A 17,706-nucleotide genomic window follows, 5' to 3' on the forward strand; every position below is an offset into this window, starting at 1 on the left:
ATCCCCCTTTAACGAATCGAAAGCGAACATCCCATGTCCCAACGTTACGACCTCCCTCAACTGCTCGACATCATGGCTCAACTGCGCTCCCCGGACGGGGGCTGTCCCTGGGATCTCAAGCAGAGCTTCCAGACCATAGTGCCCCACACCCTGGAGGAGGCCTACGAGGTGGCCGATGCCATCGAGACCCAGGATTGGGAAGGATTGAAGGGGGAACTCGGGGATCTGCTGTTCCAGGTGGTCTTCTACGCCCAGCTCGGCAAGGAGCAGGGACTGTTCGATTTTGCCGACATCGTCGATGCGGTGAGCGAGAAACTCATTCGCCGCCACCCCCATGTGTTCTCCGATGCTGACCTCGGTGACGAGCAGGCGGTCAAGGTGAACTGGGAGGCGGAGAAGGCCAGGGAGCGGGCCGCGCTGGACAAGGAGAGCGTGCTCGATGACATCCCACTCTCGCTGCCAGCCCTGACCCGGGCCGCCAAGATCCAGAAGCGCTGCGCCACCGTCGGCTTCGACTGGAAGACCCTGGGGCCTGTGGTGGACAAGATCCACGAGGAGATCGAGGAGGTGATGGAAGAAGCGCTGATGGTCGACGTGGACGAGGCACGGGTGAGCGACGAGCTCGGCGATCTGCTGTTTGCCACCGTCAATCTGGTGCGCCATCTGGGCAAGGATCCCGAGCAGGTGCTGCGGGGCGCCAACGCCAAGTTCGAACGCCGTTTTCGTCAGGTTGAGCAGTTTATTGCCGCGGAAGGGCTGAAAATGACCGATTGCACCCTGGAGAAGCTGGACGAGGCCTGGAACAAGGCCAAGGAAACCGAGCAAAGTTGATTTGGCGCAAGACGGGGCGGCGGGGAGCCTGATAGATTTTTGTTCATTGTTTGGGAGAGGGGGTTTTGGTATACTGTTTCCCCGTCCTGCTTCATCCCCGAAGCACCCCTTAAAATTCCCTAAACTTCTTTCAGGTTCAGCATGACGACAAAATATATTTTTGTAACTGGTGGCGTTGTTTCATCCCTCGGCAAAGGCATTGCCGCAGCTTCTCTGGCAGCCATTCTGGAAGCCCGTGGTCTGGATGTGACCATCATGAAACTGGACCCCTATATCAACGTGGATCCGGGCACCATGAGCCCGACCCAGCACGGTGAAGTGTTCGTAACCGAGGACGGGGCCGAGACCGATCTGGATCTGGGCCACTACGAGCGTTTCATCCGCACCAAGATGACCCGTCGCAACAACTTCACCACCGGCCGCATCTATGCCGACGTGCTGCGCAAAGAGCGTCGTGGTGACTATCTGGGCGCCACCATCCAGGTCATCCCGCACATCACCAACGCCATCAAGGAGCGGGTGATTGCCGGCGCCGAAGGCCATCAGGTGGCCATCGTCGAAGTGGGCGGCACCGTGGGCGACATCGAGTCCCTGCCGTTCCTCGAAGCCATTCGTCAGCTGGCTGCCGAAGTGAGCCGCGACAATGCCATGTTCATGCACCTGACCCTGGTGCCTTACCTGGCCGCCGCCGGCGAGGTGAAGACCAAGCCGACCCAGCACTCCGTCAAAGAGCTGCTCTCCATCGGGATCCAGCCAGACGTGCTGATCTGCCGCTCCGATCGCGCTATCCCGGCCAACGAGCGTGCCAAGATCGCCCTGTTCTGCAACGTGCCAGAGCGCGCCGTCATCTCCATGAAGGACGTCGACTCCATCTACAAGATCCCGGCGCTGCTCAAGTCCCAGAATCTGGATGACTACTTCATCGCCCGTTTCGGCCTGGAGTGCAAGGAAGCCGACTTGTCCGAGTGGGAGCAGGTGGTCTATGAAGAGGCCAATCCGACTGCAGAAGTGACCATCGGCATGGTCGGCAAGTATGTCTCCCTGCCGGATGCCTACAAGTCCGTCAACGAGGCGCTCAAGCACGGTGGTCTGAAGACCCGTCTCTCCGTCAACATCAAGTACATCGACTCCCAGGACATCGAGACCCGTGGCTCCGAGCTGCTGGAAGGTCTGGACGCCATCCTGGTGCCGGGTGGCTTCGGTGAGCGTGGCGTGGAAGGCAAGATCCTGGCCGCCCAGTATGCCCGCGAGAACAAGATCCCTTACTTGGGTATCTGTCTCGGCATGCAGGTTGCCATGATCGAATTTGCTCGCAACGTAGCGGGCATGGCCGGTGCTCACTCCTCCGAATTCAAGAAAGATTGCGCCTATCCGGTCGTCGGCCTCATCACCGAGTGGGTGGATGAAGAGGGCAACGTCGAGACCCGTACCGAGAAATCCGATCTGGGCGGTACCATGCGTCTGGGTTCCCAGCTCTGCCACCTGGTGGAAGGCTCCAAGGTGCGTCAGATGTACGGCAGCCCGACCATTTACGAGCGCCACCGTCACCGTTATGAGGTGAACAACAAGCTGCTGCCGCAGATCGAAGCGGCTGGCTTGAAGGTGACCGGTCTCTCCGCCGACAAGAAGCTGGTGGAAATTATCGAGATTCCGGATCACCCTTGGTTCGTGGCGGCGCAGTTCCACCCGGAGTTCACCTCGACTCCCCGTGATGGCCACGCCCTGTTCGCCGGTTTTGTGAAGGCGGCAGGCGAGTATCAGAAGCGTAATTTGAAGTAATTGAAAATAAATGCGGTTGGGGCTCTGTGCCGCAGCCGCTTTTTTTGGCATATTTTTGTTGTTTTTTTACGAAACCTGAGGAAATACACATGTCCAAGATCGTTAAAGTGATCGGTCGTGAAATCATCGACTCCCGTGGTAACCCGACCGTTGAGGCCGAAGTTCACCTGGAAGGTGGTTTTGTTGGTATGGCAGCCGCTCCGTCTGGCGCGTCCACCGGTTCCCGCGAAGCGCTGGAACTGCGTGACGGCGACAAGAGCCGTTTCCTGGGTAAAGGCGTGCTGAAAGCCATCGAAGCCGTCAACGGCCCGATCGCTCAGGCTCTGCTGGGTAAAGATGCCAAGGACCAGGCCGCTGTTGACCAGATCATGATCGACCTCGACGGTACCGAGAACAAATCCAAGTTCGGCGCCAACGCCATCCTGGCCGTTTCCCTGGCTAACGCCAAAGCCGCTGCTGCTGCCAAGGGCCTGCCGCTGTACGCCCACATCGCCGAGCTGAACGGCACCCCGGGTGTCTACTCCATGCCGCTGCCCATGATGAACATCATCAACGGTGGTGAGCACGCCGACAACAACGTCGACATCCAGGAGTTCATGATCCAGCCGGTTGGCGCCAAGACCCTGAAAGAAGCCATCCGCATGGGTGCCGAGGTCTTCCACAACCTGGCCAAGGTACTGAAGTCCAAAGGCTACGCCACTGCAGTGGGCGACGAAGGCGGTTTCGCACCTAACCTGAAGTCCAACGCCGAAGCGCTGGAAGTGATCGCCGAAGCCGTTGCCGCCGCCGGTTACAAGCTGGGCACCGACATCACCCTGGCCATGGACTGCGCTGCTTCCGAGTTCTACGACGCAGAGAAGAAAGAGTACAACCTGAAGGGCGAAGGTCGTATCTTCACCTCCAACGAGTTCTCCGACTACCTGGCCGACCTGACCACCAAGTTCCCGATCGTCTCCATCGAAGATGGCCTGGACGAATCTGACTGGGAAGGCTTCGCCTACCAGACTGCTGAACTGGGCAAGAAAATCCAGATCGTGGGTGACGACCTGTTCGTAACCAACACCAAGATCCTGAAGCGCGGCATCGACAACGGCATCGCCAACTCCATCCTGATCAAGTTCAACCAGATCGGTTCCCTGACCGAAACTCTGGCTGCCATCAAGATGGCCAAGGACGCTGGCTACACCGCCGTCATCTCCCACCGCTCCGGTGAGACCGAAGACGCGACCATCGCCGACCTGGCCGTGGGTACCGCTGCTGGCCAGATCAAGACCGGTTCCATGAGCCGTTCTGACCGTGTTGCCAAGTACAACCAGCTGATCCGTATCGAAGAAGCCCTGGGTGCCAAGGCTCCGTTCCGCGGTCTGAAAGAAGTCAAAGGCCAGTAATTACTGCCTGCAATTCTTAAGCTGTTGAAAAGCCCCGCCACTCTGGCGGGGCTTTTTTGTATCCGTCGCCACCCCATTGTCAGGCCCACCGCTGATCGGCGGCGGTTTTCCTGTGGTTGCCGCCAACCTGGCGCCAAGGCCGTCGTCCTGGGAACTGTGCGGTTTTTTGGCCCTCGTCTGCGGGGCCCCGTCATCTTTTTTAGTCCCCCGCCCCGTCTGGCACACCGGCTTTCTTTTGTCTTGCCTGCGAATATGGGAAACTAGGCCGCTTGAAGGAGACTCAGTGCATGCGGCTACTCACTCTTATCCTGCTCCTCCTCTTGGGAGGGCTGCAATATGACTTCTGGCTGGGGAAAAACGGCCTATCCGATTATCGGGAGCTCTCCAATGCCATCGAGCGGCAACAGCAGGACAATCTGGTTCTCAAGGACCGCAACAACCTGATTTACCGGGAGATCGACGATCTGACCTCGGGTCTTGAGGCCATCGAGGAGCTGTCGCGCAACGATCTTGGCTACATCAAGCAGGGCGAGACCTTCTACCGGATCATTCCCAAAGACAAAGACCAAGCAACGGAGCCGGACGGCGTCCCCTACGATGACTGATTGCCACAGCGGGCTGACCGCCATAGTTCCGGCCGCCGGTATCGGCAGCCGCATGGGGGCCGACTGCCCCAAGCAGTACCTGACACTGGCAGGGAAGACCATCCTGGAGCATACGCTCGGTTGTTTACTGTCCCATCCGGCCATAGCCCGGGTGATAGTGGCGCTGGCGCCCCACGACCGCTGGTTTGAGACGTTGGCCGTGGCCGCAGATCCGCGGGTGCTGCGAGTGGAAGGGGGAAGCGAGCGCGCCTATTCGGTGCTCAACTCCCTGCATGTGGCAGAGGGGAAGTGGGTACTGGTGCATGACGCCGCCCGTCCCTGTCTGACCCAGGGGGATCTCGATACCCTGATAGCCAGTGCCATGGCGTGCGATGGCGCCATCCTCGGCAGCCGGGTGCGTGACACCATGAAACGCACCGACGGGGCTGGCAACATAGTGGCGACCGTCGAGCGCGAACAGCTCTGGCATGCCCTGACGCCGCAGATGTTTCCCACCGGCACCCTGAAGTGGGCGCTGGAGGAGGGGCTGGCCCTGGGGGCCCTCATCACAGACGAAGCCTCCGCCATGGAGCGCGCCGGTTTTACCGTGAAGATGGTGGAGGGGCGTGCCGACAACATCAAGGTGACCCGCCCGGAAGATCTCTCCCTGGCCGAGCTCTTTTTACAACAACAGAGTGCGCGCCAGCAGGCGCGACCCGATTGACCCGCAGAGGGGCCCGCATGATCCACATTGGACATGATTTTGATGAGACAGATTTCTGTGTATTGAGGGGGGATCAGGCATGATGCGAATTGGACATGGTTTTGACGTGCACAAGTTTGGCGGGGCTGGCCCCTGCATGCTGGGTGGCGTCCCGGTACCCTATGAGCAGGGCTTGCTGGCCCACTCCGATGGCGACGTGGTGCTGCACGCGGTGAGCGATGCCCTGCTGGGGGCCATAGGTGCCGGCGACATCGGCCGCCACTTCCCCGATACTGCGGCCGAGTTCAAGGGGATCGACAGCCGCATCCTGATGCGGGACGTCTTTGCCCGGGTACAGCAGGCTGGCTACGCCATCGGCAACCTGGATGTGACCATCATCGCCCAGGCCCCCAAGATGGCGCCCCATATCGCGGCCATGTGCGCCGTGCTGGCAGCCGATCTGCAATGTGATTTGAACCGGGTGAATGTCAAGGCGACCACCACAGAACAACTCGGGTTTACGGGGCGCAAGGAAGGGATCGCCACCGAAGCCGTCGTCTTACTGGTGAAACAATGATGCTGGAACAGCTGAGCTATCTGCACGGGGTGCCCACTGCCCGCGGCATCCTCAAGGCCGAGGCCGCCGACTTCGTGGTGAATGAAGATCTCGGCTTCGAACCCTGCGGGGAGGGGGAGCACATCTTCGTGCGGGTGCGCAAAACCGGCGAGAACACCGCCTGGGTCGCGGGCCTGCTGGCCGATGCGGCCGGCGTCAACCGCAATGCGGTGACCTGGGCGGGTCTCAAGGATCGCCACGCGGTGACCGAGCAGTGGTTCGGCATTCATCTGCCGGGCAAGGGCGAACCGGATCTCTCTGTCATCCAGAGCGACAGCATCCAGATCCTGCAGGCCAAGCGCCACAACAAGAAGCTGCGGGTTGGCTACCTCAAGGGCAACCACTTCACCCTGCGCCTCACCGGTCTGGAACAGGCAGGCGATCTGGAGGCCCGGCTGCAGGCCATCGCCACTCAGGGCGTGCCCAATTACTACGGCGAGCAGCGCTTTGGCCGGGATGGCAACAACCTGGATGCGGCCAAGGCGATGTTTGCCGGCAAGCGGATCAAGGATCGCAACAAGCGCTCCCTCTATCTCTCCGCCGCCCGCAGCATGCTGTTCAACGCCATCGTCAGCGCCCGCATCGAGCAGGGGCTGGCACACCAGCTGCTGGCCGGCGACTGCGTGATGCTGAGGGGCAGCCACTCCATCTTCAGTGAAGAGGTGCTGACTCCCGAGCTGGAGGCGCGCCTCGCCTCCGGCGACGTGCAGCTCACCGCCCCCCAGTGGGGCCGTGGCCGGCTGGCGAGCCAGGGTGCCGCCGCCGAGTTTGAACAGGCGGTGCTGGCTCCTTACGCCGAATGGTGTGACGGGCTGGAGAAGGCCGGACTGGATCAGGACAGGCGTCCGCTGCTGCTCAAGCCGGAGCAGATGAGCTGGCAGCAGGATGGCGAGGTGCTGACCCTCTCCTTCTTCCTGCCGGCCGGTGCCTTTGCCACCAGCGTGGTGCGCGAGTTAATGCAGGCCGAAGAGGCCGATCACGGTTTCAGGAACCCAACCGATGCGAATTCTGGTCAGTAATGACGATGGAGTACATGCCGAGGGCATTCGTGCCCTCAGCGAGGCGCTGACTGCCTGCGGCGAAGTCATTGTGGTGGCGCCGGATCGCAACCGCAGCGGCGCGAGTCACTCCCTGACGCTGGAAGTGCCGCTGCGGGTTACACGCCTTGGCGAAACCGGCTTTAATGGCAGCGAGAGCTATGCGGTGAAGGGTACCCCGACCGACTGCGTGCACCTGGCGGTCAACGAGCTGGTGCGCCCGGAGCCGGACATGGTGGTGGCCGGGATCAACCACGGCGCCAACCTGGGGGATGATGTCATCTACTCGGGCACGGTCGCGGCGGCCACCGAGGGGCGCCACCTCGGCTTCCCCTCCATCGCCATCTCCCTGGTAGGAAGGACCCATTTCGCAACGGCGGCCCACTATGCGGCCCTGCTGGTGAAGGGGCTGATGAAACATCCCCTGCCTGCCGATCGGATCCTCAACGTCAACGTGCCTGACCTGCCCCTCGAACAGATCAAGGGGATCAGGGTGACCCGCCTTGGCAACCGCCATCCCGCCGAGTCGGTGATCCGCAGCGAGGATCCCCGTGGCCAGCCCATCTACTGGATAGGTCCCCCCGGCAGCCAGCAGGATGCGGGGGACGGCACGGATTTCGCCGCCATCGAGCAGGGCTATGTCTCCATCACCCCGTTGACCATCGACATGACTGCCTATGACAGTCTGGCGAGTCTGGGTGCCTGGCTGGATCTGCAGGGATGACGTTGTGATAGTACAGCGCCTGTTGAATCAACTGATTGCCCAGGACATTCGTGATTTCCGCGTGCTCGCGGCGATTGCGAAAGTGCCGCGCCAGCTGTTTGTGGATGAAGCCATGGCCCACAAGGCCTGGGACAACACGGCCCTGCCCATCGGCCACGGCCAGACCATCTCCCAGCCCTACATAGTGGCGCGGATGACAGAGTTGCTGATCCAGAACGATCCGGCCCATGTGCTGGAGATTGGCACTGGCTCCGGTTATCAGACCGCAGTGCTGGCCCATCTGGTGGAGCATGTCTACACGGTGGAGCGGATCAAGTCGCTGCAGTTCCAGGCCCGGCGCCGGCTGCGCCAGCTCGACCTGCACAATGTCTCGGCCAAGCACGGCAACGGCTGGCTGGGCTGGCCCAACAAGGGACCGTTCGATGCCATCCTGGTGACGGCCGCGGCGAGCGAGGTGCCCAAGGCCCTGACCGATCAGCTGGCCGAAGGGGGGCGTCTGGTGCTGCCGGTGGGGGATAGTCAGCAGACTCTGCAGCTGATCGAGCGATCCGGCTCCCAGCTGACCAGCCGGATCCTGGAGCCGGTGCGTTTTGTCCCCCTGATTGACGGAGATGTGGAGTGAAGTTGTTTTCCCGTTTGTACGTACTGGTGATGCAGTGGGCCCGCCACAAGCACGCCCCCTGGTATCTCTCCATCACCGCCTTTATCGAGTCGGTATTCTGGCCGATCCCGGTGGACGTGATGCTGGCCCCCATGGCGCTCGCCAAGCCGCACAAGGCGTGGCACTACGCCGGGTTGGCAACCCTCTTCTCTGTGCTGGGGGCACTGTTTGGTTATGCCCTTGGCTATGCACTGTGGGAGCCCGTGGTCCAGCCGCTGGTGCTCTCCGTCGGCTATGAAGACAAGATGGCGCTGGCCGAGCAGTGGTTCACGCAGTGGGGGATCTGGGTGATTTTTATTGCCAGTTTCACGCCGATCCCCTACAAGGTGTTTACCGTCACGGCGGGCTTGCTTCATATGGCGCTACTGCCATTTATCGTGACCTCCCTCATCGGTCGTGGCATGCGCTTCTTCCTGGTCGCGGGCCTGATGCGGTGGGGGGGGGAGAAGATGGAGCGCAAGCTGATGCACTATGTGGATGTGCTCGGCTGGCTCTGTATTGGTTTGGCCATTGCGGCCTATTTCTGGTTTAGTCGTTAAGGATCCACTATGCGTTCGCGTGTTTGGCAAGGAAGTAGTGTCGTCGTGTTGTCATGGCTACTGCTTGCCTGCTCTTCCAGCAAGACTGCTGCCCCGGTACAGAGTCTCGGCAATGATCCCATTGCCTCAACCATCCCGACTCGTCAAAACATGGCCAATTCGGGCATGCAGGGTGGCAGTTACACAGTGGTGAAGGGGGATACCCTGTACTCCATCGCATTCCGTTCGGGCATGGATGTCGCCTCTCTGGTCAGCCTCAACGGGATCAGCCCCCCCTACAACATCTATCCGGGCCAGCAGCTCAGGCTGGATGGCTCTTCCGGCGCCGTGGTCAGCACCGGCATGGCGATGAGCCGCCCTGTCACAAGCGGCAACGGCATCTATGAGGTGCGCCGTGGCGATACCCTGAGCAGCATAGGCCGCCAGTTCAACGTCTCCAATCAGACGCTGGCACAGCGCAACAACCTGCAGGCACCCTATTCGCTCCATGTTGGCCAGGTGCTCAACGTGGGGGCGAGTGCGGCGGTAGGCGGCCAGATGGTGGCGGCGACCACTCCGTCGGTGACCAGCTCAGGACCCAAACCCATGGCGACGGCACCGGCAGGTACGACCACCCCATTTATTGCTCAGAAAACGATTGCTCCTGCATCGTCAACAGCATACGCTCAGGCGAAAGAACAAAAAAACATCAGTTCCCAGTCAACTCTCTCCTGGCATTGGCCAGCTAAGGGACGGATAGTCGAAGGCTTCTCCGTTGCGGAACAGGGCAACAAGGGCATCGATATCTCCGGCCAGAAGGGCCAGCCCGTTTACGCCGCCAGCGGCGGTAAAGTGGTCTACGCGGGCAGTGCACTCAGGGGTTACGGCAAGCTGATTATTCTCAAGCACAACGATGACTATCTCTCTGCTTACGCCCACAACGACGAGTTGAGGGTCAGGGAGGGAGACTCCGTCAAAGGCGGAGCCGTTATCGCCAACATGGGTAGCACGGATGCGCCGGATGTGCGCCTGCACTTTGAAATCCGGTACAAAGGCAAGTCAATCAACCCGATGGGCTACTTGCCAAAGCGTTAACCCAGAGAGCTAGGTCTTACTCTGGTTCAGGTCAGGGAGACATATCATGAGCCAAGAACAACTGGTAATGCAGGATGCAGAGTTAGAGTTCGACGAAGAGCTGGAGGCCCAGGAGGAAGAAGAGGTTCAGGAGGTTGCCGCCGAGGCTGAGGAGACCATCTCCGATGAGCTCATGGTGCCGGAACTGAACAAGGTGATGGACGCCACCCAGCTCTATCTGGGGGAGATCGGCTTCTCCCCCCTGCTCACCGCCGAAGAGGAAGTCTATTACGCCCGTCGTGCCTTGCGCGGTGACAAAGCCGCGCGCAAGCGCATGATCGAATCCAACCTGCGCCTGGTGGTCAAGATTGCCCGGCGCTACAACAACCGCGGCCTGGTGCTGCTGGATCTCATCGAAGAGGGCAACCTCGGTCTCATCCGCGCGGTCGAGAAGTTCGACCCGGAGCGCGGCTTCCGTTTCTCCACCTATGCCACCTGGTGGATCCGCCAGACCATAGAGCGGGCCATCATGAACCAGACCCGCACCATCCGGCTGCCGATCCATGTGGTCAAGGAGCTGAACGTCTATCTGCGCACCGCGCGCGAGCTCTCCCATCGTCTCGACCATGAACCCACTGCCGAAGACATCGCCTTCGCGCTGGATCGCTCGGTTGACGATGTGAACCGCATGCTCAAGCTCAACGAGAAGATCACCTCGGTGGATACCCCCATCGGCGGCGATCGTGACAAGGCCCTGCTCGACGTCCTCTCCGATGAGCGAGGAATGGGGCCAGAGCTGGAGTCCCAGGAAGATGACATGCGCAGCAGCATAGTCCACTGGTTGGAAGAGCTGAATCCCAAGCAGCGTGAGGTGCTGGCTCGCCGCTTCGGCCTGCTCGGTTACGAGCCGGCGACGCTCGAAGACGTGGGGGCCGAGATTGGCCTGACCCGGGAGCGGGTGCGCCAGATCCAGGTCGAGGGATTGCGCCGCCTGCGGGAGATCCTGCTGGGGCAGGGGCTCTCCATCGAGGCCCTGTTTAGAACCAATTGATCCGAACCCGCTGACGGCTGTTATGCCGAGGACAGACACAACAAAGGGGCCAGAGGCCCCTTTTTCATTGCGAGAGGATCCTTGGGATCACACGGGATCCAGGGTATCCAGCGGCCAGCGCGGCACCGCCTTGACGACCAGCGGCTCGAACACGCCTGCCTTGAGGCGTTGCATGCCAGCATAGGCGATCATGGCGCCGTTGTCGGTGCAATACTCGGTGCGCGGATAGAACACCTCGCCCTTGAGGCTCTCCATCAGCTCGGCAAGCTGGGCGCGCAGATGACGGTTGGCGCTGACGCCCCCGGCCACCACCAGGCGCTTGAGCCCGGTCTCTTTCAAGGCGCGGCGGCACTTGATGGCCAGGGTGTCGACCACAGCATCCTCAAACGCCCGGGCGATGTCGGCACGAGTCTGCTCATCGTCACCGTTGGCGGCTATGGTGTTGGCGGCAAAGGTCTTGAGGCCGGAGAAGCTCATGTCGAGGCCGGGTCTGTCGGTCATGGGGCGGGGGAAGGTGAAGCGTCCCGTGGTGCCTTTCTCGGCCAGACGGGAGAGCAGGGGGCCGCCCGGGTAGTCCAGCCCCATCAGCTTGGCGGTCTTGTCGAAGGCCTCGCCGGCGGCATCGTCGATGGATTCCCCCAGCAGCTGATAACTGCCGATGCCGTCGACCCGCACCAGCATGGAGTGGCCGCCGGAGACCAGCAGCGCCACGAAGGGGAACTCGGGGGCCCGCTCCTCCAGCATGGGGGCCAGCAGGTGGCCCTCCATATGGTGCACCGCCACGGCGGGTTTACCCCAGGCCATGGCGAGGGAGCGGCCTATGGTCGCCCCCACCAGGATGGCGCCAACCAGACCCGGTCCCGCAGTGTAGGCGATGCCGTCGATGTCATCTTTACCCAGTCCCGCCTCTTGCAATGCGGCCTGGATCAAGGGGATCGTCTTGCGGACGTGATCCCGGCTGGCGAGCTCGGGGACGACGCCACCGTAGTCCGCATGCAGCTTGACCTGGCTGTACAACTGGTGGGAAAGGATCCCTTTTTGATCGTCGAAGATCGCGATCCCGGTTTCGTCACAGGATGTCTCTATGCCCAATACACGCATTGCTAAAAAATTTCACTGCTAAAATGAGACGGCTATGGTAACCTTCGCGGGTTTTTTAAACCAGAGCGATCTCTGCGGGTTTACTTTCATTCCCTGTCCAGAGTATAATTTCGCACCATTTTAAGACATGCTGATCGATTGAAGGTCAGCTAACCATATATCACTGAGGTGAAAGGCACATGCCAGTAATCAAAGTCCGTGAAAATGAGCCGTTTGACGTTGCTCTGCGTCGCTTCAAGCGTTCTTGCGAAAAGGCCGGTATCCTGTCTGAAGTTCGTAGCCGTGAGTTCTACGAGAAGCCGACTACCATTCGCAAGCGTGCCAAAGCGTCTGCCGTCAAGCGTCACGCCAAGAAGCTGTCCCGCGAAAACGCACGTCGTATCCGCCTGTACTAATCGGGGAATCATGCCGTGTCTCTGAAGGATCGACTCAAGGATCAACAAAAACTCGCCATGCTGGCCAAAGACAAGGCCCGCTTGGGAGCGATCCGTTTGTTGATGGCAGAAATCAAGCAGCGTGAAGTCGATACCCGTGTCGAGCTCAATGATGAGGATATCCTCGCTGTCGTGACCAAGATGGTCAAACAGCGCCGTGATTCCATCAGCCAATTTGAAGCTGCCGGTCGTCAGGATCTTGCCGACAAAGAGTCCGCCGAGATCCTGGTGCTGCAGGAATTCCTGCCGCAACAGCTGACCGCAGAGGAAATTGCCGTGTTGATCGAGCAAGCCATCACCGAAAGTGGGGCTGCCGTCATGGCGGACATGGGCAAAGTCATGGCTGTCTTGAAGCCGAAAATTCAGGGGCGTGCCGATGTCGGCGCCGTCAGTGCTCAGGTGAAAACCCGCTTGGCGTAACAGGCATTTCTCTTGTTAGTCGAAAGAAGCCGTGCTTCCCTGTGAATGCGCGGCTTTTTTATTTTCTCTGCAGTGAAACAGGACGGTTATGGCAGGCAGGATCCCACAATCCTTTATCGATGATCTGCTCGTACGCACAGACATAGTCGAGCTGATCGACTCGCGAGTGCGGCTGAAGAAGGCTGGCAAGAACTATCAGGCTTGTTGTCCTTTTCATAACGAAAAAAGCCCCTCTTTCACCGTCAGTCAGGAGAAGCAGTTCTACCACTGCTTCGGTTGCGGTGCTCACGGCAATGCCATCGGCTTTGTCATGGAGTACGACGGACTCGAATTCCCGGACGCCATCGAAGAACTCGCCAGCATGCAGGGCATGCAGGTGCCTCGCGAGCAGAGCCTGGGCGGTTCTGGCAGTGCCCAACCCGCCGTCAGCAAGGATCTGTTCGAGCTGATGAACCAGATCGCCCGCTTCTACGAAAGCAACCTGAAGAGCGCTCCCCATGCGGTGGAGTACCTCAAAGGGCGTGGCCTGACCGGGGAAGTGGTCAAGCGCTTCAACATAGGCTATGCCCCGGGAGACTGGGATCAGGTGAGGCGCCGTTTCGGGGCCAGCCGGGATCACGAGCAGTTGCTTATCTCCGGCGGCATGTTGATCCCCCGAGACAGCGGCCCTGGCAGCTATGATCGTTTCCGCGATCGCATCATGTTCCCCATCCGTGACAAGCGGGGTCGGGTCATCGGCTTCGGTGGCCGGGTGCTGGGGGATGGCACTCCCAAGTATCTCAACTCCCCTGAAACCCCCATCTTCCACAAGGGACGTGAACTGTTCGGCCTCTACGAGGTGAAGCAGGCACACAAGGATCCTCGCCGGATCCTGGTGGTGGAAGGCTACATGGACGTGGTGGCGCTCGGTCAGTACGACATCGACTATGCGGTTGCCGCGCTGGGCACCGCCACCACCAGCGACCATATCCACACCCTGTTTCGCACCACGGCCGAGGTGGTCTGCTGTTACGATGGCGACAACGCCGGTCGTGAGGCGGCCTGGCGAGCGCTGGACAACGCACTCTCCCATCTGCAGGACGGGCGCGAACTCAAATTCGTGTTCCTGCCCGATGGGGAGGATCCCGACTCTCTGGTCCGCCAGATCGGCAAGGAGGGGTTTGAGGCCTTGCTGGACGAGGCCCAGCCCTTCGCCGATTTCATGTTCGAGCGTCTCGGGCGTGATGCCGCCCTCTCTGGCGAGGCGGGCAAGTTTGAAGTGGCCAACAAGGCTGCCGAACTGATCCGCCGCGTGCCGGAGGGCTTTACCCGGGAAGGATTGATCACCCGGCTCTCCAGCATGATGCGTTGGGGGGAGAACAAGCTGCGGATCGCCGAGCTGTTTGCCCGCAATAGCCAGCCCAAGGGGGAAGTCAGCAAGCCCAAGGCTGCCAAACTGACCCCCATTCGCCGGGCACTGGCTCTGATGGTGCAATATCCGGCGGTGACGGCCGAACTGCCGGCCATGCCGGAACTGGCTGGGCTGCGGGTGCAGGGCATCAAGTTCCTGTTGCAGCTGCATCAGCAGATCCTGACTCAGCCAGGGATCACTACCGGCATCCTGCTGGAGCACTGGCGCGGTACCAAGGAGGGGGAAATCCTGGCTCAGCTGGCCATGCACGACCTGTTTGAAGAGATCAAGCTCGACCAGGAGCCGGATATTCTGGGAGAATTGCAGGATACCTTCGTCGGTTTCATCAACCAGTTTCTGAAGCAACGAATCGAAGAATTGCAGGCCAAGGTGGCTCAGGAAGGGCTAAGCTCTGAGGAAACACAGGAGTTGATGATGCTGATCAGAGAGGTACAGATTGAGAAAAGAAATGAGAGCGGGGCTTGATATTTGAGTGATTAGTCCCAATATGAATACCGTTGCCCGAATCGACGGGATTAAAAGCAAACATTTTATAACCGCCTGGCCCCGACAATACTGCGGGCAGGGGTTTCTCATGACCGACGCCGCAACCAGACATAGCATGTCTGGCGGTTTTCTATTAGAATTGGCTATTTGCGCAGCAGCGCACTGTACGCGCAACCTAGCAACACCAACCGGATGAGTTCTATGGAGCAAACCCCGCAGTCTCAGCTTAAACTCCTCGTTGCCAAAGGTAAAGAACAGGGCTACCTGACCTATGCCGAGGTGAACGATCACCTCCCGCAAGACATTGTCGACTCTGACCAGATCGAAGACATCATCCAGATGATCAACGATATGGGTATCCAGGTAGTGGAAAACGCCCCGGACGCCGATGATCTGATCATGGCCGAAGGTGGTACCGCCGATGAGGACGCTGCCGAAGCAGCGGCCCAGGCTCTGGCATCTGTTGAATCTGAGATTGGTCGCACGACCGATCCCGTCCGCATGTACATGCGGGAAATGGGCACCGTCGAACTGCTGACCCGTGAAGGCGAAATCGACATCGCCAAACGGATCGAGGACGGTATCAATCAGGTACAAAGCTCCGTTGCCGAGTACCCTGAAGCCATCACTTACCTGCTCGAACAGTACGACAAGTACGAAGCCGAGCAACTGCGCCTGTCCGACATCATCTCCGGCTTTATCGATCCGAACGAAGCGGACGACGTGGCGCCGACCGCCACTCACATCGGCTCCGAACTCAGTGAAGACGATCTCGCTGACGAAGACGAAGATGAAGACGAGGATGAAGACGAAGACGGCGACAGCTCCGACGACGACGGGGACGGTGGTCCGGATCCGGAAGTCGCCCGCGAGAAGTTCGGCGAGCTGCGTGCCCAGTACGAAGTCACCCGTCTCTCCATTCAGAAGAATGGTCGCGCCCACGACGACACCCAGGCTGCCATCGCCCAGCTGGCCGATGTGTTCCGTCAATTCCGCCTGATGCCCAAGCAGTTCGATCGCCTGGTCAACAACATGCGGGAGATGATGGAGCGGGTTCGCGTGCAGGAACGCATCATCATGAAGCTCTGCGTTGAGCAGGCCAAGATGCCGAAGAAGACCTTCGTCGCTGCCTTCACCAACAACGAGTGCGAGACTGCCTGGTTTGAATACCAGAAGCAGGCTGGCAAGGCCTGGTCTCCCCGTCTGCTCGAGATGGACGAAGAAGTGCTGCGTTCCATCGGCAAGCTGCAGCAGATCGAAGAAGAGACCGGTCTGTCCATCGCCCAGATCAAGGACATCAACCGTCGCATGAGCATTGGTGAGGCCAAGGCCCGCCGTGCGAAGAAAGAGATGGTCGAGGCCAACTTGCGTCTGGTTATTTCCATCGCCAAGAAGTACACCAACCGTGGTCTGCAGTTCCTGGATCTGATCCAGGAGGGCAACATAGGTTTGATGAAGGCGGTGGACAAGTTTGAATACCGTCGTGGCTACAAGTTCTCGACCTATGCCACCTGGTGGATCCGTCAGGCCATTACCCGCTCAATCGCGGATCAGGCCCGTACCATCCGTATTCCGGTGCACATGATCGAGACCATCAACAAGCTCAACCGAATCTCCCGCCAGATGCTGCAGGAGATGGGTCGCGAACCGAACCCGGAAGAGCTGGCCATGCGCATGGGCATGCCGGAAGACAAGATCCGCAAGGTACTGAAAATCGCCAAGGAGCCCATCTCCATGGAGACGCCCATCGGTGATGATGAAGATTCCCACTTGGGCGACTTTATCGAAGATACCACGCTCGCCCTGCCGGCGGATGCGGCGACCAGCGAGAGCCTGCGCAACGCCACCCGCGAAGTGCTGGCCGGCCTGACCGCTCGCGAAGCCAAGGTGCTGCGCATGCGTTTCGGTATCGACATGAACACTGACCACACCCTCGAGGAAGTGGGCAAGCAGTTCGACGTCACCCGTGAGCGTATTCGTCAGATCGAAGCCAAGGCACTGCGCAAACTGCGCCACCCGAGCCGCTCGGAAGTGCTGCGCAGCTTCCTGGACGAATAGTCCTGAGGCACCGCCTGAACTTGTCTCAAAAGCCCCGCCATGCGGGGCTTTGTTTTATCCGGCAGCCTGGGTGCAAAAGATTAGCGGATTAGTGGACAAAAACTCGCCAAGTGGTTGATCTGCCTATGGACGGTTTATCTCACATCCCCTATAATCCACGCCGCAAAACCAAGATTCTGGCCCCTTAGCTCAGTTGGTTAGAGCAGTCGACTCATAATCGATTGGTCGCCCGTTCAAGTCGGGCAGGGGCCACCACATTCAGACAAAGCCGCTCATCATGAGCGGCTTTGTCGTTTCTGGCGTTCACCAGCGGCGGTCCAGATCGGCGGCGTAGAGTGCCATGGCGCGCCTGTAGGGGACGAGGGCAGGATCTGCGGTCGTCTCGGCCAGCACCCCCAGCAAGGTCTCCATCCCCTCCTTGTGGTGCCCCAGGTTGTAGCTGGTCATGGCACGGAACACCCTGAACTCGGTGGCATCCGGAAAGCGGGCCAGGGCCTCGTCGAAAGTGGCCAGCGCCTCGGCATATTGCCCGGTGCAGCGATAGGAGCTGCCAAGGCCGAGCCAGGCGCCGCGCAAGGAGGCCTCACCCAGTCCCAGCCTGATGGCCTTCTGGTAGAGAGGGATGGCCTGGGCCTCGCGCCCCTGCATGTCGTGCAGGCTGGCCACTTCATAATGCAGTTCGGCGTGTTGCGGGTGCTCGATGAGTTGCAGCAGGCCGTGCTGGCGGGCTTCTTCGATCCGTCCCTCGGCCTTGAGGGTTTCCAATAGTTTCATATGCGCTCCTGCACGGGGATGAAGGATCAGTATGCCTGCCGACGGGCTGGCGGGGA

General features: G+C 60.1%; 18 protein-coding genes and 1 tRNA gene. 17 read left to right on the plus strand and 2 right to left on the minus strand.

Annotated elements, in window-relative coordinates; all coding sequences use genetic code 11:
- Positions 1-33: 33 nt before the first annotated feature.
- From mazG to rpoS, 12 genes are all read left to right on the plus strand, one after another.
- On the plus strand, positions 34-831 hold the full coding sequence (gene mazG / locus AAHB08_RS16915) for a nucleoside triphosphate pyrophosphohydrolase (protein ID WP_342059576.1): 798 nt from the start codon (positions 34-36) through the stop codon (positions 829-831).
- A gap of 141 nt (positions 832-972) precedes the next feature.
- Positions 973-2,610 carry a glutamine hydrolyzing CTP synthase gene (gene pyrG / locus AAHB08_RS16920; RefSeq protein ID WP_139434027.1) on the plus strand — a complete coding sequence of 546 codons (1,638 nt, stop codon included), beginning with the start codon at positions 973-975 and terminating at the stop codon, positions 2,608-2,610.
- An 89-nt stretch (positions 2,611-2,699) separates the two neighbouring features.
- On the plus strand, positions 2,700-3,998 hold the full coding sequence (gene eno / locus AAHB08_RS16925; protein WP_342059577.1) for a phosphopyruvate hydratase: 1,299 nt from the start codon (positions 2,700-2,702) through the stop codon (positions 3,996-3,998).
- Positions 3,999-4,285: 287 nt separating this feature from the next.
- Positions 4,286-4,603, plus strand: coding sequence for a cell division protein FtsB (gene ftsB / locus AAHB08_RS16930; RefSeq protein WP_025328246.1), 318 nt, complete (start codon positions 4,286-4,288; stop codon positions 4,601-4,603).
- On the plus strand, positions 4,596-5,306 hold the full coding sequence (ispD, locus tag AAHB08_RS16935) for a 2-C-methyl-D-erythritol 4-phosphate cytidylyltransferase (RefSeq protein WP_342059578.1): 711 nt from the start codon (positions 4,596-4,598) through the stop codon (positions 5,304-5,306). The genes ftsB and ispD overlap by 8 nt, the downstream gene beginning before the upstream one ends.
- A gap of 79 nt (positions 5,307-5,385) precedes the next feature.
- The gene (ispF, locus tag AAHB08_RS16940) at positions 5,386-5,862 is read left to right on the plus strand and encodes a 2-C-methyl-D-erythritol 2,4-cyclodiphosphate synthase (protein ID WP_342059579.1); all 477 of its coding nucleotides are present in this window, start codon (positions 5,386-5,388) and stop codon (positions 5,860-5,862) included.
- Entirely contained in the window at positions 5,862-6,920 is a 1,059-nt protein-coding gene (gene truD / locus AAHB08_RS16945) for a tRNA pseudouridine(13) synthase TruD (RefSeq protein ID WP_342059621.1), read from the plus strand. The genes ispF and truD overlap by 1 nt, the downstream gene beginning before the upstream one ends.
- Positions 6,901-7,662 (plus strand): 5'/3'-nucleotidase SurE, encoded by a 762-nt coding sequence (surE, locus tag AAHB08_RS16950; protein ID WP_139434030.1) that lies wholly within the window; start codon positions 6,901-6,903, stop codon positions 7,660-7,662. Before truD ends, surE begins: the two co-directional genes overlap by 20 nt.
- A gap of 4 nt (positions 7,663-7,666) precedes the next feature.
- Positions 7,667-8,284, plus strand: coding sequence for a protein-L-isoaspartate(D-aspartate) O-methyltransferase (locus AAHB08_RS16955; RefSeq protein WP_005332743.1), 618 nt, complete (start codon positions 7,667-7,669; stop codon positions 8,282-8,284).
- Positions 8,281-8,862, plus strand: coding sequence for a YqaA family protein (locus AAHB08_RS16960; RefSeq protein WP_342059580.1), 582 nt, complete (start codon positions 8,281-8,283; stop codon positions 8,860-8,862). The genes AAHB08_RS16955 and AAHB08_RS16960 overlap by 4 nt, the downstream gene beginning before the upstream one ends.
- 9 nt (positions 8,863-8,871) lie before the next feature.
- On the plus strand, positions 8,872-9,936 hold the full coding sequence (locus AAHB08_RS16965; RefSeq protein WP_342059581.1) for a LysM peptidoglycan-binding domain-containing protein: 1,065 nt from the start codon (positions 8,872-8,874) through the stop codon (positions 9,934-9,936).
- 46 nt (positions 9,937-9,982) lie between these two features.
- Complete coding sequence (rpoS, locus tag AAHB08_RS16970) at positions 9,983-10,966, plus strand: RNA polymerase sigma factor RpoS (RefSeq protein WP_043131996.1); 984 nt, start codon at positions 9,983-9,985, stop codon at positions 10,964-10,966.
- A gap of 87 nt (positions 10,967-11,053) precedes the next feature.
- On the opposite strand, the gene tsaD is transcribed toward rpoS, so the two are convergent.
- Complete coding sequence (tsaD, locus tag AAHB08_RS16975; RefSeq protein ID WP_043131995.1) at positions 11,054-12,067, minus strand: tRNA (adenosine(37)-N6)-threonylcarbamoyltransferase complex transferase subunit TsaD; 1,014 nt, start codon at positions 12,065-12,067, stop codon at positions 11,054-11,056.
- Positions 12,068-12,246: 179 nt separating this feature from the next.
- Between tsaD and rpsU the strand changes: the two genes are divergently transcribed.
- The 5 genes from rpsU (at position 12,247) to AAHB08_RS17000 (ending at position 17,131) form a co-directional block, all read left to right on the plus strand.
- On the plus strand, positions 12,247-12,462 hold the full coding sequence (gene rpsU, locus AAHB08_RS16980) for a 30S ribosomal protein S21 (RefSeq protein ID WP_005309452.1): 216 nt from the start codon (positions 12,247-12,249) through the stop codon (positions 12,460-12,462).
- A 15-nt stretch (positions 12,463-12,477) separates the two neighbouring features.
- On the plus strand, positions 12,478-12,921 hold the full coding sequence (locus AAHB08_RS16985; RefSeq protein WP_202047197.1) for a GatB/YqeY domain-containing protein: 444 nt from the start codon (positions 12,478-12,480) through the stop codon (positions 12,919-12,921).
- A gap of 88 nt (positions 12,922-13,009) precedes the next feature.
- Positions 13,010-14,797, plus strand: coding sequence for a DNA primase (gene dnaG / locus AAHB08_RS16990; protein ID WP_342059582.1), 1,788 nt, complete (start codon positions 13,010-13,012; stop codon positions 14,795-14,797).
- Positions 14,798-14,980: 183 nt separating this feature from the next.
- Entirely contained in the window at positions 14,981-16,876 is a 1,896-nt protein-coding gene (gene rpoD, locus AAHB08_RS16995) for an RNA polymerase sigma factor RpoD (protein WP_289976629.1), read from the plus strand.
- Positions 16,877-17,054: 178 nt separating this feature from the next.
- Positions 17,055-17,131 (plus strand) — tRNA-Ile (locus AAHB08_RS17000).
- A gap of 48 nt (positions 17,132-17,179) precedes the next feature.
- On the opposite strand, the gene AAHB08_RS17005 is transcribed toward AAHB08_RS17000, so the two are convergent.
- Positions 17,180-17,650, minus strand: coding sequence for a tetratricopeptide repeat protein (locus AAHB08_RS17005; protein ID WP_265435113.1), 471 nt, complete (start codon positions 17,648-17,650; stop codon positions 17,180-17,182).
- Positions 17,651-17,706 lie beyond the last annotated feature (56 nt).

Origin of the sequence: Aeromonas sp. OTU364, assembly GCF_038440395.1 — a bacterium.
GTDB lineage: Bacteria > Pseudomonadota > Gammaproteobacteria > Enterobacterales > Aeromonadaceae > Aeromonas.

Coding starts and splice junctions, on each gene's coding strand:
- mazG (WP_342059576.1), top strand. CDS start 34: ATGTCCCAACGTTACGACCTCCCTCAACTGCTCGACATCATGGCTCAA.
- pyrG (WP_139434027.1), top strand. CDS start 973: ATGACGACAAAATATATTTTTGTAACTGGTGGCGTTGTTTCATCCCTC.
- eno (WP_342059577.1), top strand. CDS start 2,700: ATGTCCAAGATCGTTAAAGTGATCGGTCGTGAAATCATCGACTCCCGT.
- ftsB (WP_025328246.1), top strand. CDS start 4,286: ATGCGGCTACTCACTCTTATCCTGCTCCTCCTCTTGGGAGGGCTGCAA.
- ispD (WP_342059578.1), top strand. CDS start 4,596: ATGACTGATTGCCACAGCGGGCTGACCGCCATAGTTCCGGCCGCCGGT.
- ispF (WP_342059579.1), top strand. CDS start 5,386: ATGATGCGAATTGGACATGGTTTTGACGTGCACAAGTTTGGCGGGGCT.
- truD (WP_342059621.1), top strand. CDS start 5,862: ATGCTGGAACAGCTGAGCTATCTGCACGGGGTGCCCACTGCCCGCGGC.
- surE (WP_139434030.1), top strand. CDS start 6,901: ATGCGAATTCTGGTCAGTAATGACGATGGAGTACATGCCGAGGGCATT.
- AAHB08_RS16965 (WP_342059581.1), top strand. CDS start 8,872: ATGCGTTCGCGTGTTTGGCAAGGAAGTAGTGTCGTCGTGTTGTCATGG.
- rpoS (WP_043131996.1), top strand. CDS start 9,983: ATGAGCCAAGAACAACTGGTAATGCAGGATGCAGAGTTAGAGTTCGAC.
- tsaD (WP_043131995.1), bottom strand. CDS start 12,067: ATGCGTGTATTGGGCATAGAGACATCCTGTGACGAAACCGGGATCGCG.
- rpsU (WP_005309452.1), top strand. CDS start 12,247: ATGCCAGTAATCAAAGTCCGTGAAAATGAGCCGTTTGACGTTGCTCTG.
- dnaG (WP_342059582.1), top strand. CDS start 13,010: ATGGCAGGCAGGATCCCACAATCCTTTATCGATGATCTGCTCGTACGC.
- AAHB08_RS17005 (WP_265435113.1), bottom strand. CDS start 17,650: ATGAAACTATTGGAAACCCTCAAGGCCGAGGGACGGATCGAAGAAGCC.